Here is a 23,072-nt window from a genome sequence, read left to right as displayed (position 1 = left end):
CAAAACTCCGTATCGCGGGCAAGAGGCCGGCTTCATATCGGCCCCGGACCGGCCTATCAACACTATAAGCCGCTTGCCCGCCCGCCGGCCACCGGAATGTCCACCTGCTGCCGCGTGGCCGAAGCCGGGCCGCGATTGCACCACGCGTGCATCCTGCCCTCTCCTAGTCGCCGCCGGAGACCACCAGCTTTTGCTTGGCGCCGCCGCCCGAACGCGCAATCGCATCCACGACCCGCACACGGAACTCCGCGGGTTCGGCTTCCACCGCCTCGAGTGCCGCACGCACGCCCAGTTCGACGGCAGCGTGGACGGCGGCCGCATCGGCGCCTTCATACACGGCGATCGCGATTTCCAGACCATCCGGCAGTTGCACGAACTGGAATTGCCGCACCCCGGCCGCACCCGTCAGCGGCGAGCGAAGCCGGTGGGCGTGCACATTGACCGTCCCACCACCACGCCTGGGCAGCCGCAGCGTCTCTTCCCTCCGCCCGGCAATCGACCCGATCCGCCAGAACGGCAGGCCGCAGCGGCACGGCTCGGTCGCCATCGCCACGATGTCGGAGATCTCGTAGCGCACCAGCGGCAGCGCGCGATTGGCAAGGGTCGTCACCAGCAGCTTCGCACCCTCCACGCCGTCGGGTACCGGGCGGTCGTCTCCGTCCACCACCTCGAAGACGAAGCTGTCTTCGGCGAGATGCAGCCCGTCGCCAAGCAAGCATTCGTGGCCCATGGGTCCCGCCTCGGTGCAGACATAGCTGTCGGCGATGGCCGCCTGCCAGGTCTCGGCCGCAAGCTCGCGCACCTCCTCCGTCAGCGTTTCGGCGCTGGTTCGGAAAAGCCGCGGCCTGATCCTCAGCCGCCCCGCCTGCTGCTCGCCCGCCAGGACACGCACGAAGGACGGATAGGTCGAGATCACCTCGGGCTGGTTCAGGTTGAGGCCCTCCACGATCTCCTCGATCGGCATCAGCACGTTGAACCGGGGCGCCGGCGGCCTCAACGCCCGAAGCTCCACGCCGATATGGTAGGAAATATGGACCGGCGACGAGGCGAATATGGCAACACTGCGCGTCGTCTCGTCGATTCCGACGATCGCCTGGAAACGCACCATGTTGGCGATGGCCGATAGCCAGGCTGCGGGATCGAAGACCGCGACCCCACGCTCGCCGGTCGTGCCGCCCGTGGCAACGGCTCTGTATTCACCAAGCAGAAGCGAGCCGGAAGACTGTCCGCCGAGATGCCCCTCGACCAGTTCCCGGCTCAGCCTCGGGTCGGTAACGATCCGGTCGAAATTCTCCATAAGCGCCCGCTTCGTCAGCACGGGCAGATCCTTGAGTGCGCCCCCCTGCGCCAAGCGGTCGCCAATGGTTTCGCGATAGTAGGGTGACGCATTGACCGCATGCTTCAGGGCGGATTGCAGCGCACCGCCTTGAAACGATCGCAACTGCTCCCGCGACCATTCCGAGCGCAGCAGACGCTCCTGTGCCGCCTTCAGCAGAAGGTCGCGATCGAGCGTCGGAGACGCGGCGGTGACTGGCGACATCGGATCAATCCTCGTGTCCCTGCTTCAGCCTGGAACCGCGCCAACAGCAACCGGGCACGGTCAAAAGGTCGGCATGCGGACGAACCGTCGCTCCGGCAGATGGAACCGGAGCCCCTTGCCGCGGAAAGCGGAAACGGCCCGCCTGCCCGCTGCAACCGGGATTTGCGGCGAAACGTCCAATTGCACCTCAGGGCCTTGATTGTATCGCGAAAGCGGGGATCTATGCGACTGCAACGCGGAATACCCGTCCCGCCCCCAGTCTCGACGCAGGGCGACCAGGCTTCGGCCGGATTCGTCGCGGCACGACCAGGAGGAGAAGAGCAGTTGGCCGAGCCGTTTGTCGTCTACGGAGCCTCAGGCTCAGGATCGGTTCCGATCGAGGCCGTTTTGAGCCTCATCGGCGTGCCCTACCGCGTCGAGGAACACACCCCCTGGGAAGGAAAGCAGGAGGCGGACAGGCTGGCGCGCATCAATCCCCTGCGCCAGGTTCCGGCCCTCGCACTCCCGACCGGCGAACTGATGACCGAAAGTGCCGCGATCCTGATCTGGCTCGCCGATGCCTATCCCGAGGCCCGGCTGGCACCGGCGGTGACCGACGCAAGACGACCGGCGTTTCTCCGATGGATGACCTTCGTATCCGCCGCCATCTACGCGCTCTACTGGATTGCCGACGATCCCTCCCGCATCGCCGAACGGGAGGAGGACCACGCGACCGTCAAGGCCCGCGTGTTCGACCGCGTCGCCCATTGCTGGCAGCGAATGGGCGCGGAACTGCAACCGGGCAAATATCTTCTCGGCGATGAACTGTCGGTCCTCGACCTCTACGTCGCCACCGCCTCGCGCTGGTCACCCGGCCGCCGCCGCTTCTACGAGGTCGCCCCGACCCTTGCCGACATCGTCCGCCGTGTCGATACCGACCCGCGGCTTGCGACGCTCTGGGCGGAGCGCTTTCCGTTTACCGAGGGCTGGGAGCGTTGAGGCCAGGAAACCGGGGCTCATAGCTGCGACGTCAAGACAATCTCCAACCGGCCCACATCCGGCCGCGACCGCTCAGAGCGGCATTCTGCCCTCCACGATGGCCCTGAAATAGGCCACGCCGAAAGGAATGGCATCGTCATTGAAATCGAACCGCGCGTCATGCACCGACGCGCTGTCGCCATTACCGATCAGCATGATGTTGCCGGGGCGCGCTTCGAGCATGAAGGCAAAGTCCTCCGAGCCCATCAGCGGCTCGAGAGCGTCGTTGACGTGCGCGTCTCCGACCAGGGATCGCGCCACGCTGACGGCAAAGGCGGTCTCTCTTCCATGGTTCACCGTCGGCGGAAACATGCGTTTGTAGGTGACCGTGGCGCTGGCTCCGTAGGCCTCGGCAATCCGTTGCGCGATGGAGGTAACGCGCGCCTCTATCAGATCTCTCGTGCCGGGATCGTAGGTCCGGGCCGTCCCGCCCATCTCGGCCGATTGGGGGATGACGTTGCCGGCCTTGCCTCCTGCCATCCAGCCGACCGTGACCACGGCGCACTGACGCGGATGGACGTTGCGGGAAACGATCGTCTGCAAGGCCAGAAGTATATTGGCGCCGACCACCAGCGGATCGACGCTGACGTGCGGGGAAGCACCATGCGCGCCCTTGCCGTCGACCCTGATCCTGAAGCCATCGGCCGAAGCGGCCAGAGGTCCACAAGCGGTGGCAAACTGCCCGATCGGCAAACCGGGCTCCGTGTGCATGGCATAGATCTCGTTGATTCCGAAACGCTCCATAAGGCCATCGTCGACCATGGCCTTGCCACCGCCGCCGCCCTCTTCGGCCGGCTGAAAGACGACCACGGCCGTGCCGTCAAATGCTCGCGCCTCGGCCAATTCCCGCGCGGCCCCCAGCAACATCGCCGTGTGGCCGTCATGACCGCAGGCGTGCATGACGCCCGTTGTCCTTGACGACCAGGCGGCCCCTGTCGCCTCCTCGATTGGCAAGGCATCCATATCCGCCCGCAGGCCAATCACCCTGCCGCTTGACCGCTTCTGGCCGTGGATAAGGCCCACGACGCCCGTCCGAGCGATGCCGGTCACGACCTCGTCGCATCCGAACGCGGCGAGTTTGGAACGCACGAACTCCGCCGTCCTGTGGACGTCGAACTGCAACTCCGGATGGGCATGAATGTCACGCCGCCAGGCAACGACATCGCCATAATCGGAACAGACGGCCGGCATGGAGCCTCCCTTTTCCTGAGCTTGCGGCTGCAAATGGCTCGGCGGTGAAAGATATGGCGTTTGTGAAGGGATGCAACCTGCGCCCTCTATACAACCGGTCGGCTTGTCACGTGGCGACCGCATGATATGCATTCGGCCTGTTCACCATGAGCACCCCATGACCGACGAAGCCCCACCACCGCTCCTGACCGAAGACGACCTGCGCCACATCACCCGCTGGGCGATCCTCTGCGCCGCCCGCGCCCTGCCGGTCTTCGAGGCGGCGGTGCCGGGCGATACCCGGCCGCGCGAGGCGATCGCCGCGGCTGTCGCCTTTGCCGAGGGCGGTCCGCGCACGGCCGTCTTGCGCAAAGCCGCCTGGAGCGCCCAGGCGGCGACGCGCGCGGTTGACGATCCCGCTGCCAAGGCTGCCGCCCGCGCGGCCATTGCTGCGGCCGGTGCGCCCTATACCCATCCGATCGAAACGCCGCACCAGATCAACCATGTGCTCGGCCCGGCTGCCTACGCCATCCAGGCGCTCTCGATCAGGGCGGCGGACGAGGCCGCCACCATCGAAGCCGAACTTCGGCAACTGATCGCCGCCGCGTCGCCGGAGATCCATCGCATCGTCGGCAGGCTGCCGGGACGAAAGCCCAGCAAAGGCGCCTTTCACGCCCTGCTCTACCGGCTCGACACGGCGCTGCGTCGCTGATCGCGGATCAGGAACCCTCGCTCCGCCACCCATTTGCAGGATCCCGATCCGTCGGGCCTCCCCGCTCCTTTTTCGCCTCGTCACTGAGCCAGGCGATCACAGTTTGAAGGCTGAGCGACTTTCGGTAGCGCGGCCAGACCAGATAGAAATCCGAGGGGCCGGTCATCGAGCGCTCGAACAGCCGGATGAGCCGCCCTTCGGCGAGATCGCGCGCGACGAAATCGCGGTTGGCAAGAACGATCCCCTGGCCTGCCGTCGCCGCCTCGATCGCGTGCGAGGTCTGGTTGAAGCTGATGCCCTTGAACGAGGCCTGCCGGCTGCCGCCGAAATGCCGCTCGATGAACTCCGGCCAGAAATTATGGGCGTCGTGCAGCAGCGTGTAGCCGGCCAGTTCCTCGGCGGTTTTCGGCGCCGGCCGCCCGGCAAGCAGCATCGGGCTGCAGACCGCGACGATCTCCTGCTCGAACAGCAGTTCCACCGCAAGCCCCGGCCCGAAGGGTGGCCGCCCGTAGCGCACGGCGAGATCAACGCCATCGGCCTGGAAGCTCGACATGCGGTCGGTCGCCAGAATATGTAGGTCGAGATCCGGATGCCGCGCGGTGAAATCCGGCAGGCGCGGGATCAGCCAGCGCGACGCGAAGGACGGCGTGGTGCTGATCGTCAGCCGCACCGGCTGGGGCTTCAGCCCGTCGGTCGCCCGCGCGATGATCTCCAGCGCCCGCCTGACATCGGCGATATAGGCGCGCCCCTCGCCGGTCAGCGCCAGCGCGCGCGGCAACCGCTCGAAGAGCTTGACCCCAAGCTCGGCCTCGAGCCCGCGGATCTGCTGGGCGACGGCCCCTTGCGTCACGCCCAGTTCCTCGGCTGCGAGGCGAAAGTTCAGGTGGCGCGCGGCCACCTCGAACACTTTCACCCCATTCAGCGAAGGGAGCTTTCCCGGTGCATCACTCATCGGATAGTTTTTCTACTGCCATATGAAAGCGAAATTGCTTCGTCGTCGCATGGAGGAGATGGTATTTCAATGGCAGCACCCGCGAAAGCGGCATTCCACGAATATGGATGAGGAGATTGGTAAAATGGCAGTAGAAAAAGTGGCCGTAATCACCGCCGGCGGCTCAGGCATGGGTGCCGAGAGCGCCAGGCGTCTGGCAGCCGACGGCTACAAGGTTGCGATCCTCTCCTCCTCCGGCAAGGGCGAGGCGCTCGCCGCCGAGCTCGGCGGCATCGGTATCACCGGCTCCAACCAGTCGAACGACGACCTGAAGCGTCTTGTCGATGCGGCCATGGAAAAATGGGGCCGGATCGACGTGCTGGTCAACAGCGCCGGCCATGGCCCGCGCGCCCAGATCCTCGAAATCACCGACGAGCAGTGGCACACCGGCCTCGACGTCTACCTGATGAACGTCATCCGCCCGGTCCGCCTCGTCACGCCGATCATGCAGAAGCAGAAGGCGGGCGCGATCATCAACATCTCCACCGCCTGGGCCTTCGAGCCCTCGCCGATGTTCCCGACCTCCGCCGTCTTCCGCGCCGGTCTTGCCTCCTACACCAAGATCTTCGCCGACACCTATGCGGCCGACAATGTGCGCATGAACAACGTTTTGCCCGGCTGGATCGACAGCCTGCCGGCGACCGAAGAGCGCCGCGATGCCGTGCCGATGAAGCGCTACGGCACCAGCGCCGAGATCGCCGCCACCGTCGCCTTCCTCGCCTCTGATGGTGCCGCCTACATCACCGGCCAGAACCTGAAGGTGGATGGCGGCCTGACGCGTTCGGTCTGAACGCGAGCCACCCCTGTTACTCCCGTCGCGCGCCTCCCAGGGGCGCGCGCCAGCCATTGTCGCACCCCGTTCAGGCCGTCACGGCCGGCGCGGCGTTGATGGCAGCATCGGCAAGCCGATCGGCGGCGGGTGCCCTCAACGGCATGGTCAGGGTCACGCGGAAATGGGCCGGGGAGACCGGTCCGGCGATGAGCGAACCGCCCTCGGGGAAGCGCGCCTTGACACGCTCTTCGACATTCGCAAGCCCCACACCGAGCCCGGATCGATTGACCATCGGCAGGACTTCGCCGGCATCGGACACGTTGTCGACCGAAAGCTGCAGCCGGTCTTCCTCCTGCGACGCGCTGATCGTGATCTTCAGATCGCCGGACGAGTGCCCGAGCCCATGCTTCACGGCATTCTCGACGAGCGGCTGCAGGATCAGGCTCGGCACCAGCGCCGTTCTCAGCTCCTGCGGAATGTCGAGCGTGACGCTGATGCGGTCGGAGAACCGCTCTTTCTCGATCGCCAGATATTCCGATTGCAGCGCCAGTTCCTCCGAAAGCGCCAGATCCCGCAGAGGATCCATCTCCAGCGTCTTTCGCAGAAACGACGACAGCGAAAGCACCACGCGGCTCGCCTGAGAGGAGGAGCCCTCCTCGATCAGGCCGACGATCGAGTTCAGCGTGTTGAACAGGAAGTGCGGATTGATCTGGTAGTAGAGCGCCTGCATCTTCGCGGTCAGCGCCTCTTCGCGCGAGATCGCCAGCCGGCGCTCCTGCGCCCGGACCTTCAGATTGTACATGTAGGCGATGAAGAAGCAGGACCAGCCGAAGAACAGCGAGACGCCGTAAAACAGCGTGTAGCAGAAGTTCTCGATCGTATAGTCGACACCGACCGCGGGCTTCACATAGGTGAACAGGTGATAGTCGATGGTGGTCGCAACCGTCGACGCCAGAATGGACAGGACGGCCGACACGAAAACCTGGGCCGCGATGTTCCGCGCGCGCATCATCGCCACGATGTGCGAAATCATCAGCGTGATCAGCACGCAAACCAGCGACACCACGAGCTTGATCGGTGCGTAGTCGACCGGATTGACGCCCAGCACCACCCAGAGCCCGCCGGTCATGAAGAACTCGGCCGCCCAAAAGGAGAGCACGAGCTTGATCACGCGTGAGAAGAACGCCGCGGCGCTCGTGTCCGAATGGTCCATGTCGAAGGTTTTTCGGTAGAAACTTCCAAGCACCATTATTCCGGCCACCATCCGCATTCGGTCATTCGCGTCGTTCAATCTATTTGCCTCAATTAGCGAAAATCAACCAATGCAGGCAAATCAACCTTTGTACGCCACAGGAATAGAAGGCGCTGCGGGCGCGCTGAGGTTCCCCTGCGCGGCCACACAGACGCCAGCATAGTGGTCAAGTCGGCCCCCTCAGTCGCTTCGCCGGGCCACCCTCCGTGCGCATGTTCGTCGCTATCCCGTTGTCTTTCCTTGAGAAGCTCCTATTTCCCTGACGAAACCGCGAAAAAGGAGTTCCGCATGAACCGAAACGGCCTCTATCTCGTCATCGCCCTGCTTGCCGTCGCCGTCGTCGGCCTCGGCATCTATGTCTACCAGGAAGAGACCAAGCCGGGCGTCGAGATCAAGATCGGCCAGGACGGCGTTTCGGTTCAGGAAAACTAGGACGCAGGCAACAGGCGCGAACGACGAAGCGGGAACGGACCTCAACCGGCCGCCGCGTGAACGCGTTGCGCTACCAGAGCCGCCTGTTGACCATGGCAAAGGCCTGGCCCTATACCGAACCTGCTCGCCTGAACTGAGCAGAGGAATTGTCGATGCTGGAGCTTGTTCTCACCCACTGAGCGTCTCGATCGGTCGAGACGCGAAACCGCGCCACCGGCGAACGATACCCGTCGTTCGCGGTCGACAGCGCGCGACTGAAGGGTTTCAAGAACAGGTTTTTGACAATGACCACCATCGACATACGATCCGAACGAGCGACTGACATCGCAACCATCCGGCAGATCACCAAGGCCGCTTTTGCGCCGATGGCCTATAGCAGCCAGACGGAGGCCGAAATCATCGACGCGCTGCGCAACGCCGGCGCCTTGACGATCTCGCTGGTCGCCCTCGACCAGGGCGAAATCATCGGTCACGTCGCCTTCTCCCCGGTCACGATCGACGGGAAGGACAAGGGCTGGTTCGGTCTCGGCCCCGTCTCCGTCAGGCCCGACCACCAGAAGAGCGGCACCGGCGGCAGGCTGATCCGCGAAGGCCTTGCGCGCCTTGCAAAGACCGGCGCCAAGGGCTGCGTCGTTCTCGGCGAGCCCGACTACTACAAACGCTTCGGCTTCGAGAATCACGCCGCCCTGCACCTTGAAGGCGTTCCGGCCGAATACTTCATGGCAAAGGCGTTCGAAGGTCCGGTACCGTCAGGGCGCGTCAGCTTCCACGCGGGCTTTGATGCAAGCTGATTGACCTGACGACATGCCTCGGAGCGCGATGTGGACGCACATCGCGCTCCGATACTCGCCTGCTTCCTCGTCGCCGAGAAGGGACGCCTGTTCGGCGACGCCAGCGTCAGCACCGCTCCGGCGCTGGACGCATGAGCATCTTGATTTTGCATCCCGAATGACTGTCCATGGCGACAACCGTCGCGACTCGCTGCTGCCAGGCGATCACGAGAGACCGCGACATCCCGAAACGCCAAAGGTGCCGCGTTGACTGCAAGCCTTTCCTTCACCGCCGCGCTGCTGCTTGCGGCCGCATCCGCCTCTGCGGCGATGGCAGGCGAGACGAGCACCGCGCCCTCGGGCACCTATTGCGGCCAGCTTTCCTCCGCCGGCGTGCTCTCGGACGCCGAGACGCATTTCGAAACCGCTGCCGATGGCACGGTCGTCGGCAAATACGTGTTCTCCGATCAGGGCCAGTCCGTCGACGGTGAACTCGCCGAAACCGGCGACGATGGCGACGGCAGCGATCTCACCCGAAGCTTCATGTGGCGCGACAAATACGGCTACGGCCAGTTGATCGTCACCTTCACGCCGGATTTCTCCGAATTCGACGGCAAGTGGAATGCCGGCGGATCCGAGTTCCTGCCGTGGAACGGCCGGCGGTGTCATCAGACGATCAGCTAGAGCGCGCCAACAAAGCGAGCCCAAACCGCATCGCCGCCTCACGCCGCAATCACCGCCCGCATCAGCCCCTCCAGCCAGTCGGCAAACACCTTGAGCCTGCGCGACAGATGCTGGCGGTGCGGGTAGAGCAAAGCCATCGGCATCGGCGCGGCGACGTGATGCGGCATCACCTCGACCAGCCGGCCCTCTCGGATGTGATCGATCACGTCATAGGCCGGGATCTGGATGAGGCCGAGGCCGGCGAGGCAGCAGGCGATGCTGCCTTCGGCGCTGTTGACGCTGACCCGGCCGGCAACCGAAACCGTGCGCGCCTCGCCGTTCTCCATCCATTCCCAGTCCTCCACCCGGCCGCTCGAGGGTGAAGCGTAGTTGACCGCGACGTGGGCGCTGAGATCGTCGGGCGTCTCCGGCGTGCCGTGGCGCTCGAGATAGTCGGGGCTTGCGACATTGATCAGACGCAGCGTGCCGAACGGCCGGGCAATCAGGCTCGAATCCTCGCGCGGTCCGACACGCAGCGCGCAGTCGACGCTTTCCTCGATCAGGTGCACCGCCCGGTCGGTCATGCCGAGATCGATGTCGATGCCGGGGTACCGCGCCAGGAACTCCGGCAGCGCCGGCGCCACGATCAGCCGGCCGATGCGGCTCGGCAGGTCGACCCGCAGTCGTCCGGTCGGGCCGGAGGTGTCGCGGCGAAACAGGTTCTCCGCCTCGTCCATATCGGAAATCAGCCGCAGGCAGCGCTCGTAGAAGGCTGCCCCATCCTGCGTCGGCGCAACCTTGCGCGTGGTACGATGGAGAAGTCGCGTGCCGAGCCGGGTTTCGAGCGTCTGCACCGCCGCCGAAACCGAGGAGCGCGGCAGGCCCAGCGTGTCGGCCGCGCGTGTAAAACTCGCGCTTTCGACGACACGGGTGAAGATGCGGAAAAGCTCGATCCTGTCCATGCCGGCGCGCGACGCCTCACTCCCATTGTTCGTAATTCCTGACAAGTCATGTCACGTTCGGGGACTTTATGCCAGCAGCGCCGACGATATTCTCCTGGTCGCGATGCCGGTCGCATCACCGACCGCTCACGTCGGCGGCGATAAGGCCCGCACCCTATGAAGCAAGAGACACGACGTCCGCAACGAGCGGCGGTCGCACAGGCGGCCCGTACTGGAGAGCGGGGCGATCTCGGGCAAATGCGTAGCCCCGCCCGCCGAACGAAAGCATCCGCCATCAGGCGCACAACAGGAGAAACCCATGGCAGACCACAGCATCAACGGCAAAACCGCCCTCATCGCCGGCGGCGCGAAGAACCTCGGCGGCCTGCTCGCACGCGATCTTGCCGCACACGGCGCCCGTGGCGTCGCGATCCATTACAACAGCGCGGCAACGAAGGCGGCAGCCGATGAAACCGTGGCGGCGATCAAGGCGACCGGTGCCGCGGCCCACGCCTTCTCCGGCGATCTCACCAGCGCCGCCAATGTCGAAAAGCTCTTTGCCGACGCCAAGGCGGCGCTCGGCAGCATCGACATCGCCGTCAACACCGTCGGCAAGGTGCTGAAAAAGCCCTTCGTCGAGATCACCGAGGCCGAATACGACGAGATGAGCGCGGTTAATTCGAAGTCCGCATTCTTCTTCCTGCGCGAGGCCGGCAGGCACGTCAGCGACAACGGCAAGGTCTGCACGCTGGTCACCTCGCTGCTCGGCGCCTTCACGCCCTTCTATGCGGCCTATGCCGGCACCAAGGCGCCGGTGGAGCACTTCACCCGGGCAGCAGCCAAGGAGTTCGGCGCGCGCGGCATCTCCGTGACCGCGATTGGACCCGGCCCGATGGATACGCCCTTCTTCTACCCGGCCGAAGGCGCCGACGCCGTCGCCTATCACAAAACCGCATCGGCCCTTTCGGCCTTCTCCAGGACCGGCCTCACCGACATCGAGGACATCGTCCCCTACATCCGCTTCCTCGTCTCCGACGGCTGGTGGATGACCGGCCAGACGATCCTGGTGAATGGCGGCTACACGACGAAGTAGGCCGGAGGACCTGGCACCGGAGCGTCCGCCCAGCGTCTCTCTCCCCGCTTGGCGGGGAGAGATGTCCGGCAGGACAGTGAGGGGGCAGCTTCGGCGCAGGGCAACCCTTGGTGAGCGGCGCCCTGGCGCGGCCCGGTCCCCATCCCGCCCCACAAAATTCGATTGGAATTTTAGAACGTTATGTAATGTGATGGGCAAGGCCGCCGGGCGGACAACCGATTTTGATGGATGAATTTCATGCTGCGTTTCCACCTCCTCTGCCGCCATCTGCTGGCGGGCCTCGTTCTCGTCCTGACCCTCGCCCTGCCCGCACTCGCCGAGACGACCCCTCCGCCGGTCACCGTGATCCTCACACCCGGCCAGAGTGCTGCCGAGATCGAGGAGATCTTGCGCGCCGCCGCCAAGGCCGGCGGGTCGGTGACCGTCGAGTGGCGCGACGCTGCGGCGCAGGCCTCGGGCGAAACGCCGACGCCCGCTGGCGCTGGCGTCGCGGCACCGGCGCCCGCGTCGGGGGGCGCGGCCACGCATCAGGCTGCACCCGCAACCACGACGCCTGAACCAACGTCCTCGCCCGATCAGCCGGACACGCTCGACACGCTTTCCGCTCGTTTTGTCAATGGCTTGCAGATGGGCGTTGCCGGTATGTCCGGCATCGCCGGGGTGATGGCTGACGTTGCGGCAGGCATCCGCGCCGAGGGCTGGTCGGTGGTTTCGGTAACAGCCGTGGCCCTGCTCGCCGTCGCAGCCGGCCTTGCCGCCGCCTTTGCCAGCCGGCTCCTCATCCACCGGCTGTTCGGCGCCTCGTTCGAAGTGGTCGATCTGCTCCACCGCATGCGCGCCTCGCTGATCCGGCTTGGCTTCGACATCGCCTATCTGGCGATCTTCGCCGTGGCCGCTCATGCCGTTGCCCGCCTGTTCCTGACGCCGGCCACTGCGTCTGCCGAACTCGCCCACGCCCTCATCACCATCGCCCTCGCCTCCGTGGTCTATGCGGTCGGCGCCCGCTTCCTGTTTGCGCCGACGCGGCCCGAGATCCGCCTGCTCGATATCGCCCACCCGCGCTTCCACGCCAACATGCTGACCGCCTATGGGGCGATCGGCGCCATCCTCGGCGCCAGCCTGCGCTTTGCCCACCAGCGCGGACTGGAGAACGCTGCAACCGATGGCTGGCTGTTGATCGGCGTGACCCTGTTGACGCTGTTGAAACTCTATTGGTTCATCGCCGGCGCCGGCGATATCCGCACGGTGTTTGCCGGTGAAAACCCAGGCCCGGTGCGCCGCGCCATCGCCTTCGGCGTGCCCGAATTCTATGCGGCAAGCGCCATCGTGCTCTGGCTGATGAGCGTCATCGTTGCCGGCAGCCCGAACAGCGCCGCCTGGAGCTTTGCCGGCGGCACGACACAGATCATCCTGCTCGCGCTTCCGATCCTTGCCTTCGGCATCCATTCGCTGGCGGGGGCTGCCGCCGAGCGCCGGCGCACGCCGGCCTCCCACGCGCTGCACGCGGCGATTTCGGGCAGCGTCCAGACGGCGCTTGCCGGCGCCATCTGGCTGATCGGCCTGCATCTGATCATCACGCTCTGGCGCCCGGTGCTCGTCCAGCATGATACGGCCGGCGCCATCGGCTGGATCGTCATCCTCGAGCGCATCAGCCTTGCGGTGGTCGCGAGCTGGGTGATCTGCAGTTTCCTCTGGAAGAGCTTCGAGGCCTTCGCGCCCACCGCCCGCCTCGCTTTGCCCGGCGACAGCGAGGACGATACGGTGGTCCACCAGCAAAGCCGGATTTCGACCATCCTGCCGCTCGTCCGCAACCTCATCTTCGGCGGTATCTTCGCCGTCACCAGCCTCGTCATCCTTTCCGCACTCGGCATCAATATTGCGCCGCTGATCGCCGGCTTCGGCGTGCTGGGTCTCGCCCTTTCCTTCGGCTCGCAGACGCTGGTGAAGGACGTCGTCTCCGGCATCTTCTTCATCGCCGACGATGCCTTCCGCGTCGGCGAATATGTCGATACCGGCAAGCTCAAGGGCACGGTCGAGCGCATCTCGCTGCGCTCGCTCCGGCTGCGCCACCAGAACGGCCAGATCCACACGATCCCCTATGGCCAGCTTCAGGCGGTCACCAATTTCAGCCGCGACTGGAGCACGGTGAAGTTCGAGTTGAAATTCGAGCGCGATGCCGACCCCGAGAAAATCCGCAAGACCATCAAGAAGGTCGGCCTTGCCATGCTGGAGGATCCCGAGATCGGCGGCGAATTCCTGGTGCCCTTGAAGATGCAAGGCATCCAGGACGTCACCGAAAACTCGCTCGTCGTGCGCCTCAAGTTCACCGCCCGCCCCGGCAACCCCAGTATCCTGCAGCGCGAGTCGATGAAGCGCCTGCTGCCGGCGCTGCGCGAAGCCGGCCTCGACCTCGCCTCCAACGCCGTCACCGTGCGCTCCGGCGCTGCCGGTGCAGCCGAGGCGGAAGCGGCCGCCGCCAACCTGGCGCTGGCGAAAAAGCCGGCAGCGGCCGAAACGGCGGAGGCGGAGGGATAAGCAGGCAGTCGATGGCGACAGCGGCATGGACATGCCGTAGCTGCCGCGAGACGCAACCTGCCCCACCCTGTCCTTGAGCAACCGAGCTGCGACATGCCGTGTCCGCCAACGGCACGCGTCCTCCACCGATCTCGGTCCGGCGGCGAAGACACGCAATCATTCCACGCGCCGCGACGACCTTTGCGTGTATGGTGGGTCGCGCGGGCGCGGCAGCAGCGCCTTTCGATGGAGCGTCAGGAATGGATAACGATCACCTCTGGTACTGTCTCGTCGGCACGAAGGACACCAACACCGGCATGGCCCGCTTCCTGCTGGCCGTCGGCGCATTCATCGTGCTGTTCGGCGTCGTCTTCTGGATCCTCGGCCTGTAGGGCCGTTCGGCGGCCATCTCTTCAAATCGACATCGAAGGTCCAGAAGCCCGAGGGGATGCGAAAGCACTCCTCACGCGTCCGAATTCACGCGGCTTCGCCCCTTCAGCCGCCCGTTGAACTTCTCGGTGGCCGGCCGCAACTCCGATCCGTCGTTCTCGCGCAACCGCTTCAACACGGCGTGTAGCTCCCCGGGGAAATCTCCGGCCCAGGACGGGCTGGAGCACACCGAAAAGCTGCATGCCTCCCCGATTTCCCGCTGTCCCCACGGGAACAATAGTCGGCCCCGCCCATTTGCTAGAACAGGTTCAACAAAAGGCCGGAAGGCCTTTGACCGGAAAGCACAGGGCTTCCGGATCGATCACCGCCCGGCGCAACGAAGGATCACGGCCAGGCAAGAAGGAAGTCGGAGCAACGCCATGCGCATCATCCTGGTAGCCCTTGTCGCCTCAGTCATGAGCATCCTGGTGTTCAAATATGCCGATCATTCGCTCGGCAACACGCAGATCGTTGCAACAGCCGAACAGCTGGCCGCCCTTTAAGAACCTCCCCCTGATCGCGCTGCCGGTAGCAGAACGATGCTCCGGCCCGGCGCGACACCTCTCCATTCTCCCCATCTCTGGCTGAAGACGGCACTCGCGCTCGAAGCGCCACCACAGGGATTGCCTTTGTCCAGTTGGCGCGAAGGACATCGGTCGTGGCCCGCCGACCGTTACCGTTTCCATCCCAGACGTCTCTGGCAGCTGCCCCGCAGGCGCAGCGACATAGCCCCGCCACCGATCGTGCCCTGCCCGCCCGTCCCCGCTCCGGCCGAGGGCGCAATTGGGAGCGCCCAATTTCGCAACCTCTAATAGACACCGAACGATCGGAGAACGGTCCAAGCACGAAAGTGGTTTTCCCGTAGCCTCCTCCCCCAAATGGGGGAGGAACATTTCGTGAAACCACTCGACGCGTAAGCGCGCCTCTTGCTAACCGTTAAAGTTGTCTTACATAGGCATGAGCAACAATTTATACGATTGAATAAATGGACTTTCGTCTCGTCGCCGGCGGCATGTTTGTCGCTCTGCTGTGCGCAATCGCCATCGTCCTGTTCGCGCCGCGAACCGAGCAATATATGAGCTATTCCAAATATGAGTGGACGATCTCCGCGTTGCGCAAGCGCCCGCGCGCGCAGCGGCAATATGTAGAGGCATGCGTATCGGAGTACCTGCCCGACCTAAAGGACAATGCGCTTGAGGGAACGCCCTATTCCAGCCGGAAAGAAATGGCGGAGGACGTCTGCCGGCGCTACTTCAAAGTGTTCATCGATGGCAGGCTGACCTTCGCCGAATTCAACCGCTCGATGTACGAGGAGCTTCCATTCTCCGTGGTCGAGGAGGCTGAGCGCCGGGAGCCACGCCCTCCGCGCAGCAAGTGAAGGCCAAAGGCCTCGCCTCTGCACTCGCCGTAGCTGTTGGCTCACCCAGAACTTGGCGGCCGTCAGCCATGCGGGCGCCGGCGCTCGTGTTGAAGCGTCCCGGCGGTTTCTCGCAAACAGATCATGTCCCCACCCGCGCCCAAGGCATCGGAGGCGGCCATCCCACAAGCCGGCGCATTCACTGCGCGAGAAGACCAGGACGCCGGGCATCCGGCGGCGCCGTCCGACGGTCGCCGGCAAACAACGGCCCGCCATGCGGCGCCAGTTCCAGCTCGGCAAGCCGGATCAGCTCTGCTGCCTGTCCTGCGCCCGCGTAGCGCAATGCCGTGTCGAAGCTTTCGGCAAGCGACGCGTCCGCCCGGACGAGCAACCGCGGCAGCCATTTGCCGCGCCCAGACCATCGCCCGCGGCCAAGCAGCATCAGATCGGCGAGCGGCTTCGTCAGTTCGGCGGCAATGGCGCGGATCTCGGCGGCCGGGCGTGCATCGCGCAGATCATCCACCAGATCGGTGATCTGGTAGCGTAGTCGGTCGCGTATCTCAGGCGTCAGCGGCGCCGGCCCTCGTTCCAGGCGCTGTTGCGCCCCGGCCTGAAGCGCTTCGGCACGCGCCCGCTCAGGCCCGATAGCAACGCCGCCCGCCACCATGTCCGCAAGCACCGGGCAACCGCCCGCCATATCCTGGTCGACAAACCAGTTGAGCGTCTCGAAGTCGTGCACGAAGGCCTCGATCGGAAAATCGTCGAAATGGAAGCTTCCCCGCCAGGCGGCCGGCAGGGCCTCGTGCAGCACCACCAGGTCGATATCCGAGGTCTGCGTACCCTCGCCGCGCAGGATCGAGCCCGCGACGATCGCAAAGATCGCCTGCGGAAAGCGTTCCGCGAGCACCGCCTCAGCCGCCATCACCGCTCTCGCCGCACGGCCTGGTGCCGCTGGCGCGTGCTTTGCCGCCTCATCGGCGGGCACACCCTCGTCGCTCATTCGAGCCTCCAAACGCAAGGACCCTCCCGATATGGCGTCATCACATCGGGAGGGTCCTTGAAGCAGGCGATGGATGCGTATGCTATTGCAGCGTGCGGGTCGGTGCAGGTTCTGCCGCCGGCTGGCCGACGGCGGCACCGGCCGGGTTGGCGGATGAGCGCGCGCCGTCGAGGCCGGTCGCAACGACGGACACGCGGAAGGTACCGTCGAGCGTACGGTCGAAGATCGAACCGACGACGATGTCGGCTTCGTCATAGACCTCTTCGCGGATGCGGGTCGCGGCTTCGTCCACCTCGAACAGCGTCATGTCCATGCCGCCGGAGATCGAGATCAGCACGCCGCGGGCGCCGCGCATCGACACTTCGTCGAGCAGCGGGTTGGCGATCGCAGCTTCGGCCGCCTTCAGCGCGCGGCCCTCGCCGGTCGCCTCGCCGGTGCCCATCATCGCCCGGCCCATGCCCTTCATGACAGATTTCACGTCGGCGAAGTCGAGGTTGATCAGGCCTTCCTTGACGATCAGGTCGGTGATGCAGCCAACGCCCGAATAGAGCACCCGGTCGGCGATCACGAAGGCATCGGCAAAGGTGGTCTTGGCGTCAGCGATGCGGAAGAGGTTCTGGTTGGGGATGACAATGACGGTATCGGCCGCCTCGCGCAGCCGCTCGATGCCCTGCTCGGCCGTTTCCATGCGGCGCTTGCCTTCGAAGCTGAAGGGCTTGGTGACGACGCCGACCGTAAGGATGCCGGCCTTGCGTGCCGCCGCCGCAATTACTGGGGCCGCGCCCGTGCCGGTACCGCCGCCCATGCCGGCGGTGACGAAGCACATATGCGTGCCGCCGAGGTGATCCATGATCTCGTCGATCGATTCTTCCGCCGCCGCCCGGCCGACATCCGGCAGCGAGCCCGCGCCGAGGCCTTCGGTCACGGCGGCGCCGAGCTGGATGATGCGCGACGACTTCGACATGGCGAGCGCCTGCGCGTCGGTGTTGGCGACCACGAAATCGACGCCCTGAAGCCCTTCGTTGATCATGTTGTTGATGGCGTTGCCGCCACCGCCGCCGACCCCGATCACGGTGATCTTCGGGCGCATTTCGGTGATCGTGGGCTTCTTGAAATCGGTCATGGCTTGTCTCCTAGAGCCAGCGCCTTGCAGGCGCCCGGCAGCGGCGAATCGGGCAGCTTGTATTTTAGGAATTGAAAAAAGCCATGGAGAAGGCAAGCAAAAAGGGCGACGCGCCTATCCACATATGAATTTTAGCGGGGGCGCAGAGGCGAGAATCCGGTCGTTGGGTTTCGTCTGCAGAATGGGGAAATCTACAAAATAATCAATGCTATAGCGCATGCCAGCCCCTCACCCTGACCCTCCCCCCGCCTGCGGGGAGAGGGAACGCGGATGACGGCCGGCTCCCAGGTCGAGACCTGCCGACGGGCAACGCGGCTGCCACATTGGCCGAAGGAACGAGCGGCCGCCACGTCCCTCCTTCTCCCCGCGACAACGGGGAGAAGGTGGCCGGCAGGCCGGATGAGGGGCCGATCTCGCCACCCTAAGACAGCGCGAAACCGCCCCTGCCACAGGCTATCCCTTAAGCCTCAAAACTCGGCCGCGAACGCACCCGCTCCAGCCAGCGCTGGACGTTTTTTGCGGAAGCCGGGATTTCCATGCCGAAGACCTCGCAGAGCCAGGCGGTGACCCCTGCGGTGATGTCGGCGATCGAGAATTCGTCGCCTGCCAGGAACGGCCTTCCATCCGAGAGCTCATCGTCGAGCCAGCCCCATTTCTTCGGCACGGCCGCCCGCTCGGTCTCGGCAAAAGCCGGAAACTGCGTCAGCCGCTCGGCAAAGAACGCGTCCGAATGCAGCGCCACATTGCCGACGGTGCCGAGGATCACCAGTTCGGCGCGCCGGTTCCACATCTCCACCTTGGCGCGGCTGACGGCGTCATGGCCGAAGAGCTGCGGCTCGCGCGTGGTCTCTTCGAGATAGCGGCAGATCGCGACGCTCTCGGTGATAACAGTGCCGTCGTCGAGTTCCAGCACCGGGATCTGACCGAGCGAATTGACCGCCAGGAATTCCGGCGCCTTGTGCTCGCCCTTGGCGAAATCGACATCCACCATCGGCAGCGAGATCCCCTTCTCCGCCATGAAGATGCGCACGCGATACGAATTCGGTCCCATGCCCTGATAAAGCTTCATCTTATCCTCCTGTCGATGAGGCGACCGCCCCGTTCCTCCTCAACCGCATAAAAGCGGAACACCGGTTGCTTATAACAACCAGTTTCATTTAACTCAATGGTTTATTTCAGTAGGCAAAGATTCTTTTTCGCGAACGCTATCGGCTCACCCCGCCGCTTCGCCGGTCGTCAGACAAGGTTTCGAGACAATAGCGTCCTATAGCGCTCGAAGGCGTCCCGCTCTCGCCGCCAGTGATCGAGATGCCCGTCCCGTTTCAGCCGCTCGGTCGCGGCCGCGCCGATCATTGCCAGCATCGCCGCCTCGTCGCCCATATGCCCGAGCACATCGGCGACCATCCCAAGCAACGCATCGTCCGAGGCAAGACCGTAGGTCGCGCACAGCCGTTTCAGCCGCCGGCTGCCATCATCGAGATCCGCCAGCGCCGCGGCCTTCAAGTCATCGGAATGGAAGGAAAGCGGCACGGTCCAATAGGCGAGATAGGCAAGGTCGCGCAGCCGCGGCCCGGGACCGGCGAGATCGAAGTCGATGATCCCCACCGGTTCGCCGGCCCGAAAAACGAGATTGTACGGCGCAAAATCATTGTGGCAAATGACCTCCCATCGACGCCGATCCGGATATCTAAAGGCCCAGCGATCCGCCGCGCCGAAGTCGAATTCGGCCGTCGCATCATGATAGGCGCGAAGCAGCCGCCCTGCGGCAATCAGCGCATCCTCGCAAAGCCAGATGTCGGAAGAGACACCGGCATCGCCTTCAACAAAGCTCAGCATCTCTCGTCCCTGGCCGTCGAGACCCAGGAACCGCGGCGATCCCGCAAAGCCCTTTGCCTCGAGACGGAGGAGCAGCCGGTGAACGGTCGCGCTCTCAGGGCGCGTGGCGCGGCGCACCGTATCGCCCACGCGTACGACGCCAGCATTGACGTTCCCGCCCGCAAGCGGCGTTTCCTGTATCGGCGTTTCGGATGTCATCGGACCGTTCGAGAGGCTGGAGGCGAAGCTGGCCGAGGATCGTCTTCGGATCACCCCCTGTCAACGAACCGTTCCCATCGACGGCCCGGCCGATCGCTGTCCTTGAATCTGCCGGGCGATCATGCTTGCCTCTTCCAAACAGGAGCTTGCCATGTTCGCCCGATCCGCCGTCGCCTGCCTCGTCCTCGTCCTTGCCACTGGTCAGGCCAATGCCGCCCTTGCGCCGAATTTTCAGCGTGCCCGCGAACTGAACGCGGTCATTAACGCGGTCGCCGTCGCCGTTCCCAAACACCCGATCGACAAGGTCATCAGCCAGGGCCGCGACCGTTATGCCGTCGTCGCCGGCAAATGCACGGTGATCGCAAGGATCGTCGGTCTGCCGGCAAAGCCTGGCGTTGTCGGCCCGCGCCAGTTCGAGGTCGAACTCGACAAACCCGATTGCGACTGACGCCAACCCGGCCTAGAGCCGCCACCCCTGGCTCATCACGAAGCGCGCCGTGTCTCCCGGCATGATCGCCCTGTCGCCATAGGCCTTCAATGACTGACCGTCCGGCAAAGCCAAGGTCAGGGCAAAACGCTCGCCTTCGAACACGCAGGAGACGACGCGGAGCGCCATGCCCTCGCCGTCGTGGCGCACATGTTCCGGGCGCACGAGGACGTCGCGCACGGCGCCATCGCCTGCGCCTTCCATGCCGACGCCGGCAAGCGCTGACCGCAGCGTTGGCCAATCCATCGCCCGCGGCATGCCCTCCGGCACGGCGAGCTTGAGCACCGAGCCGCGGCCGATCAGGCCGCCGACGACCGCGCCTTCGGGTCTTGCGTAGATCTCGGCCGGCGGCGCCATCTGCATCAGCCGCCCCTCGGACATGACGGCGACATCGGTTGCGAGCGCCATGGCTTCCGCCTGGTCGTGCGTCACATAGATCATCGTCGCGCCCGAGCGCTCGTGGAAGATGCGGAAGGTCTCCTCCATCGACTTGCGTAAGTGCTGGTCGAGATTGGCGAGCGGCTCGTCGAGCAGCACGACATCCGGTGAGGTCACCAGGCAGCGGGCGAGCGCCACGCGCTGGCGCTGGCCGCCGGAAAGGGCTGCCGGCCGGCGGTCGGCATAGTCGGTGAGCTTTACCAACGCCAGAGCATCGGCGACGCTCCTTTGCCACGCCGAGCCTGAAATGCCGCGGACCTTCAGCGGATAGCCGACATTTTCGGCCACCGTCATATGCGGCCAGAGCGCATAGGACTGGAACACCATCGCCATGTTGCGTCGCTCCGGCAGCAGCGCCCGTGCAGCATCCGAAAGCCGTCTTTCGCCAAAATCGATCGATCCATCGCTGGGCTGCTCAAAGCCGGCGATCATGCGCAGCACCGTCGTCTTGCCGCAGCCGGAAGGCCCGAGCAGCGCCAGGAAGCCGCCTTCCCGCACGGTCAGCGACACATCGGAAACCGCCGGCCGGCCGCCGCCGAAATGCTTGGTGACGTGATTGAGGATCAGTTGCGCCACGGCAGCACGCCTTCCGGGAGATAGTTTGCGAGAGCCTCGAGCGCGGCCATCAGCACGACGATCATGACGACCACGAGCACGGAAAGGGCTGCAGCCAGGTCCGACGAGCCGCTGTCGTCGAGATTGAAGATGGCGACGCCGAGTGTCTGGGTACCGGCCGACCAGAGCAGCGCCGAGACCGTCAGCTCATTGGCGGCAATCAGGAAGACGAGGATGATCGCCGCACCCGCGGCCGGCGCTACCAAGGGCAGGATCACGTCGGACATCCGCCTGAAGAAGCCAGCACCGGCGAGACGCGCCGCCTCTTCCAGCGATGGGTCCATCTGCAGGAAAGCACTCATCACCGGCTTGAGGCTGACGGCGAGGAACGAGGAGAAGTAGGCAACCAGGATGATCCAGATGGTGCCATAGAGCGAGACCTTGAGGATCGGCAGAGGTGCGGCAAAGGTAAGGATGAAGGCGACGGCCAACACGATGCCCGGCAGCGCATAGGGGATCTCGATGAGGATGCCGAGCGTATTGGCAAGCCACCCTTTGCGTCGCGTCATGAGATAGGCTGATGGCACCGAGACGGCGAGCAGGCCGAATGCGGCCGTTGCTGCAAGGAACATCGAATTGCCAAGCGCCTTCAGCGTCATCGACTGGCGGAAGAGAATTTCTTCGTAAGCGCGCAGCGACACCGTCTGAAGGTTAAGCGGCACGCCATAGGCCGGCACCAGCGAGCTCGCGACAAGAGCGGCGAGCGGTGCGACCAGCACGAGAAGCAGGATCGCCACGAGGACCAGCTCGACGACCGGGCGGAAGCGGCCGAGCGAAAAGGCGGCATTCGCCCCGGAAAGGCCGATGATGCGGTAATCCCTGCCGACAAGCGCCTTCTGCTGCAGGATCAGCCCGGCAGCCGCGATCATGGCGATGAGGCTGGAGAGCAGCGCGATCTCGCCGAAGGTGCCGGCGCCGAAGCTGGCGAGCCGCGTATAGATCAGGGTCGGCAGCACCTCGATGCCTGCGGGAATGCCGAGGATCGCCGGAATGCCAAAATTGCCGACGCCGGAGACGAAGGCGATCGCCGCACCGGCAATCAGTCCCGGCAGCGACAGCGGCGCGATGATGTCGCGAAAGACACGGAATGGCGTGGCCCCGGCAAGCCGTGCCGCCTCCACCCCGTCGCGCGGGGCGGCGGAAAGCCCGGCTTTCAGCGCCAGGAAAACCAGCGGCGCATGCTGGACGCCGAGAAGCAGCGAAATGCCTGCCAGCGAATAGAGCGGCTGCGGGCTGCCGAGCGGCGGCGCGATCCCGAGCGTCTTTAACAGCGGGCTCGCCGGCCCGGTCATCTCCACCCAGGCAAGCGCCGTCACCTGCGGCGGGATCATCATCGGCAGCATGAAGGCAAAGCTGAGCGCAAGCTTGCCGCGCACATCCGTCAGCGCCACCGAGAAGGCGAAGAGCGCGCCGATGACAACGGAGACGACCATGCCGCCGGTCGCGGTTATCAGCGTGTTGCGGAGGGCGGCAAAGGTTGCAGGTTCCGTGAGCACGCCAATCGACCGGCCCGAAATAAGCCCGGCAAAGCCGGCCTTCGCCAGGCTGAAGAGCGGCAGCAGGCAGAGGAGAAACAGGCAGGCGAGAACGAAGGGCACCAGCCAGCGCGGCTCGGCGGCGGGGCTCGCCCCTGCCCGCACCTTGGGCGCGCCCATCGTCCGGCCGTGAAAGGAAAGGCGCAGCCAGCGGGGCCGGCTGCGCGCATCGTTGCGTTCAAGCATT

At 65.0% G+C, this 23,072-nt stretch carries 23 protein-coding genes; 12 read left to right on the top strand and 11 right to left on the bottom strand.

Annotated elements, in window-relative coordinates; all coding sequences use genetic code 11:
* Nucleotides 1-163: 163 nt before the first annotated feature.
* Nucleotides 164-1,540 (bottom strand): phenylacetate--CoA ligase family protein, encoded by a 1,377-nt coding sequence (locus tag IB262_RS02300; RefSeq protein ID WP_246802559.1) that lies wholly within the window; start codon nt 1,538-1,540, stop codon nt 164-166.
* A 324-nt stretch (nt 1,541-1,864) separates the two neighbouring features.
* Between IB262_RS02300 and IB262_RS02295 the strand changes: the two genes are divergently transcribed.
* The gene (locus tag IB262_RS02295; RefSeq protein WP_060583307.1) at nt 1,865-2,518 is read left to right on the top strand and encodes a glutathione S-transferase family protein; all 654 of its coding nucleotides are present in this window, start codon (nt 1,865-1,867) and stop codon (nt 2,516-2,518) included.
* 72 nt (nt 2,519-2,590) lie between these two features.
* Here IB262_RS02295 and IB262_RS02290 read toward each other — a convergent pair whose 3' ends face one another.
* The gene (locus tag IB262_RS02290; protein ID WP_112977151.1) at nt 2,591-3,748 is read right to left on the bottom strand and encodes a M20 aminoacylase family protein; all 1,158 of its coding nucleotides are present in this window, start codon (nt 3,746-3,748) and stop codon (nt 2,591-2,593) included.
* Between the two features lie 157 nt (nt 3,749-3,905).
* Between IB262_RS02290 and IB262_RS02285 the strand changes: the two genes are divergently transcribed.
* On the top strand, nt 3,906-4,439 hold the full coding sequence (locus IB262_RS02285) for a putative immunity protein (protein ID WP_112977152.1): 534 nt from the start codon (nt 3,906-3,908) through the stop codon (nt 4,437-4,439).
* Nucleotides 4,440-4,446: 7 nt separating this feature from the next.
* On the opposite strand, the gene gcvA is transcribed toward IB262_RS02285, so the two are convergent.
* Nucleotides 4,447-5,391, bottom strand: coding sequence for a transcriptional regulator GcvA (gene gcvA / locus IB262_RS02280; RefSeq protein ID WP_112977153.1), 945 nt, complete (start codon nt 5,389-5,391; stop codon nt 4,447-4,449).
* A gap of 124 nt (nt 5,392-5,515) precedes the next feature.
* On the opposite strand from gcvA, the gene IB262_RS02275 reads away from it, so the two are divergent.
* Nucleotides 5,516-6,220 (top strand): SDR family oxidoreductase, encoded by a 705-nt coding sequence (locus IB262_RS02275; protein ID WP_034793321.1) that lies wholly within the window; start codon nt 5,516-5,518, stop codon nt 6,218-6,220.
* A gap of 70 nt (nt 6,221-6,290) precedes the next feature.
* On the opposite strand, the gene IB262_RS02270 is transcribed toward IB262_RS02275, so the two are convergent.
* Entirely contained in the window at nt 6,291-7,493 is a 1,203-nt protein-coding gene (locus IB262_RS02270; protein ID WP_112977154.1) for a histidine kinase, read from the bottom strand.
* A gap of 249 nt (nt 7,494-7,742) precedes the next feature.
* On the opposite strand from IB262_RS02270, the gene IB262_RS02265 reads away from it, so the two are divergent.
* The 3 genes from IB262_RS02265 (at nt 7,743) to IB262_RS02255 (ending at nt 9,340) form a co-directional block, all read left to right on the top strand.
* A complete protein-coding gene (locus IB262_RS02265) occupies nt 7,743-7,886 on the top strand; it encodes a hypothetical protein (RefSeq protein WP_034793319.1) in 144 nt (47 codons plus the stop codon).
* 293 nt (nt 7,887-8,179) lie between these two features.
* Nucleotides 8,180-8,677 carry an N-acetyltransferase gene (locus IB262_RS02260; protein WP_060583416.1) on the top strand — a complete coding sequence of 166 codons (498 nt, stop codon included), beginning with the start codon at nt 8,180-8,182 and terminating at the stop codon, nt 8,675-8,677.
* A 246-nt stretch (nt 8,678-8,923) separates the two neighbouring features.
* Nucleotides 8,924-9,340: a hypothetical protein gene (locus tag IB262_RS02255; protein WP_246802558.1), complete on the top strand. Its 417-nt coding sequence runs from the start codon at nt 8,924-8,926 to the stop codon at nt 9,338-9,340.
* Between the two features lie 38 nt (nt 9,341-9,378).
* On the opposite strand, the gene IB262_RS02250 is transcribed toward IB262_RS02255, so the two are convergent.
* A complete protein-coding gene (locus IB262_RS02250; protein WP_112977155.1) occupies nt 9,379-10,281 on the bottom strand; it encodes a LysR family transcriptional regulator in 903 nt (300 codons plus the stop codon).
* Nucleotides 10,282-10,579: 298 nt separating this feature from the next.
* Between IB262_RS02250 and IB262_RS02245 the strand changes: the two genes are divergently transcribed.
* The 5 genes from IB262_RS02245 (at nt 10,580) to IB262_RS02235 (ending at nt 15,674) form a co-directional block, all read left to right on the top strand.
* Nucleotides 10,580-11,353, top strand: coding sequence for an SDR family oxidoreductase (locus IB262_RS02245; protein ID WP_034793314.1), 774 nt, complete (start codon nt 10,580-10,582; stop codon nt 11,351-11,353).
* A 237-nt stretch (nt 11,354-11,590) separates the two neighbouring features.
* Nucleotides 11,591-13,888, top strand: coding sequence for a mechanosensitive ion channel family protein (locus IB262_RS02240; RefSeq protein WP_127889124.1), 2,298 nt, complete (start codon nt 11,591-11,593; stop codon nt 13,886-13,888).
* 239 nt (nt 13,889-14,127) lie between these two features.
* On the top strand, nt 14,128-14,259 hold the full coding sequence (locus IB262_RS36415) for a hypothetical protein (protein WP_255380500.1): 132 nt from the start codon (nt 14,128-14,130) through the stop codon (nt 14,257-14,259).
* A gap of 417 nt (nt 14,260-14,676) precedes the next feature.
* Nucleotides 14,677-14,799: a hypothetical protein gene (locus tag IB262_RS36410; protein WP_255380501.1), complete on the top strand. Its 123-nt coding sequence runs from the start codon at nt 14,677-14,679 to the stop codon at nt 14,797-14,799.
* A 482-nt stretch (nt 14,800-15,281) separates the two neighbouring features.
* The gene (locus tag IB262_RS02235; protein WP_112977157.1) at nt 15,282-15,674 is read left to right on the top strand and encodes a hypothetical protein; all 393 of its coding nucleotides are present in this window, start codon (nt 15,282-15,284) and stop codon (nt 15,672-15,674) included.
* 178 nt (nt 15,675-15,852) lie between these two features.
* Here the strand turns inward: IB262_RS02235 and IB262_RS02230 are convergent, their stop codons facing one another.
* The 4 genes from IB262_RS02230 to IB262_RS02215 all read right to left on the bottom strand — a co-directional run bounded on the left by IB262_RS02230 (nt 15,853) and on the right by IB262_RS02215 (nt 19,810).
* Nucleotides 15,853-16,653, bottom strand: coding sequence for a nucleotidyltransferase domain-containing protein (locus IB262_RS02230; RefSeq protein ID WP_348646882.1), 801 nt, complete (start codon nt 16,651-16,653; stop codon nt 15,853-15,855).
* 82 nt (nt 16,654-16,735) lie between these two features.
* Nucleotides 16,736-17,776: a cell division protein FtsZ gene (ftsZ, locus tag IB262_RS02225; protein WP_034793296.1), complete on the bottom strand. Its 1,041-nt coding sequence runs from the start codon at nt 17,774-17,776 to the stop codon at nt 16,736-16,738.
* 460 nt (nt 17,777-18,236) lie between these two features.
* Nucleotides 18,237-18,845, bottom strand: a complete 609-nt coding sequence (locus tag IB262_RS02220; RefSeq protein WP_089043578.1) for a glutathione S-transferase family protein — start codon at nt 18,843-18,845, stop codon at nt 18,237-18,239.
* Nucleotides 18,846-19,012: 167 nt separating this feature from the next.
* Nucleotides 19,013-19,810: an aminoglycoside phosphotransferase family protein gene (locus tag IB262_RS02215; RefSeq protein WP_034793279.1), complete on the bottom strand. Its 798-nt coding sequence runs from the start codon at nt 19,808-19,810 to the stop codon at nt 19,013-19,015.
* 151 nt (nt 19,811-19,961) lie between these two features.
* Between IB262_RS02215 and IB262_RS02210 the strand changes: the two genes are divergently transcribed.
* A complete protein-coding gene (locus IB262_RS02210; protein ID WP_063891143.1) occupies nt 19,962-20,258 on the top strand; it encodes a hypothetical protein in 297 nt (98 codons plus the stop codon).
* Nucleotides 20,259-20,270: 12 nt separating this feature from the next.
* Here IB262_RS02210 and IB262_RS02205 read toward each other — a convergent pair whose 3' ends face one another.
* Together IB262_RS02205 and IB262_RS02200 are read right to left on the bottom strand one after the other, a co-directional pair.
* Nucleotides 20,271-21,311, bottom strand: coding sequence for an ABC transporter ATP-binding protein (locus IB262_RS02205; protein WP_192493374.1), 1,041 nt, complete (start codon nt 21,309-21,311; stop codon nt 20,271-20,273).
* Nucleotides 21,299-23,005, bottom strand: coding sequence for an iron ABC transporter permease (locus IB262_RS02200; RefSeq protein WP_246802576.1), 1,707 nt, complete (start codon nt 23,003-23,005; stop codon nt 21,299-21,301). The genes IB262_RS02205 and IB262_RS02200 overlap by 13 nt, the downstream gene beginning before the upstream one ends.
* Nucleotides 23,006-23,072: the final 67 nt, after the last annotated feature.

The organism is Ensifer sp. ENS02 (assembly GCF_014851885.1).
In the GTDB taxonomy this organism is placed as follows: domain Bacteria; phylum Pseudomonadota; class Alphaproteobacteria; order Rhizobiales; family Rhizobiaceae; genus Ensifer; species Ensifer adhaerens.
The sequence above is the reverse complement of the archived record's forward strand: the minus strand, read 5'-3'. Positions and strand labels throughout refer to the sequence as shown.

What these genes read in the sequence shown, in the direction of transcription:
- IB262_RS02300 (WP_246802559.1), bottom strand. Translation starts at nt 1,540, where the DNA reads ATGTCGCCAGTCACCGCCGCGTCTCCGACGCTCGATCGCGACCTTCTG.
- IB262_RS02290 (WP_112977151.1), bottom strand. Translation starts at nt 3,748, where the DNA reads ATGCCGGCCGTCTGTTCCGATTATGGCGATGTCGTTGCCTGGCGGCGT.
- IB262_RS02285 (WP_112977152.1), top strand. Translation starts at nt 3,906, where the DNA reads ATGACCGACGAAGCCCCACCACCGCTCCTGACCGAAGACGACCTGCGC.
- gcvA (WP_112977153.1), bottom strand. Translation starts at nt 5,391, where the DNA reads ATGAGTGATGCACCGGGAAAGCTCCCTTCGCTGAATGGGGTGAAAGTG.
- IB262_RS02275 (WP_034793321.1), top strand. Translation starts at nt 5,516, where the DNA reads ATGGCAGTAGAAAAAGTGGCCGTAATCACCGCCGGCGGCTCAGGCATG.
- IB262_RS02265 (WP_034793319.1), top strand. Translation starts at nt 7,743, where the DNA reads ATGAACCGAAACGGCCTCTATCTCGTCATCGCCCTGCTTGCCGTCGCC.
- IB262_RS02250 (WP_112977155.1), bottom strand. Translation starts at nt 10,281, where the DNA reads ATGGACAGGATCGAGCTTTTCCGCATCTTCACCCGTGTCGTCGAAAGC.
- IB262_RS02245 (WP_034793314.1), top strand. Translation starts at nt 10,580, where the DNA reads ATGGCAGACCACAGCATCAACGGCAAAACCGCCCTCATCGCCGGCGGC.
- IB262_RS02240 (WP_127889124.1), top strand. Translation starts at nt 11,591, where the DNA reads ATGCTGCGTTTCCACCTCCTCTGCCGCCATCTGCTGGCGGGCCTCGTT.
- IB262_RS36415 (WP_255380500.1), top strand. Translation starts at nt 14,128, where the DNA reads ATGGATAACGATCACCTCTGGTACTGTCTCGTCGGCACGAAGGACACC.
- IB262_RS36410 (WP_255380501.1), top strand. Translation starts at nt 14,677, where the DNA reads ATGCGCATCATCCTGGTAGCCCTTGTCGCCTCAGTCATGAGCATCCTG.
- IB262_RS02235 (WP_112977157.1), top strand. Translation starts at nt 15,282, where the DNA reads ATGGACTTTCGTCTCGTCGCCGGCGGCATGTTTGTCGCTCTGCTGTGC.
- IB262_RS02230 (WP_348646882.1), bottom strand. Translation starts at nt 16,653, where the DNA reads ATGAGCGACGAGGGTGTGCCCGCCGATGAGGCGGCAAAGCACGCGCCA.
- ftsZ (WP_034793296.1), bottom strand. Translation starts at nt 17,776, where the DNA reads ATGACCGATTTCAAGAAGCCCACGATCACCGAAATGCGCCCGAAGATC.
- IB262_RS02220 (WP_089043578.1), bottom strand. Translation starts at nt 18,845, where the DNA reads ATGAAGCTTTATCAGGGCATGGGACCGAATTCGTATCGCGTGCGCATC.
- IB262_RS02215 (WP_034793279.1), bottom strand. Translation starts at nt 19,810, where the DNA reads ATGACATCCGAAACGCCGATACAGGAAACGCCGCTTGCGGGCGGGAAC.
- IB262_RS02210 (WP_063891143.1), top strand. Translation starts at nt 19,962, where the DNA reads ATGTTCGCCCGATCCGCCGTCGCCTGCCTCGTCCTCGTCCTTGCCACT.
- IB262_RS02200 (WP_246802576.1), bottom strand. Translation starts at nt 23,005, where the DNA reads ATGGGCGCGCCCAAGGTGCGGGCAGGGGCGAGCCCCGCCGCCGAGCCG.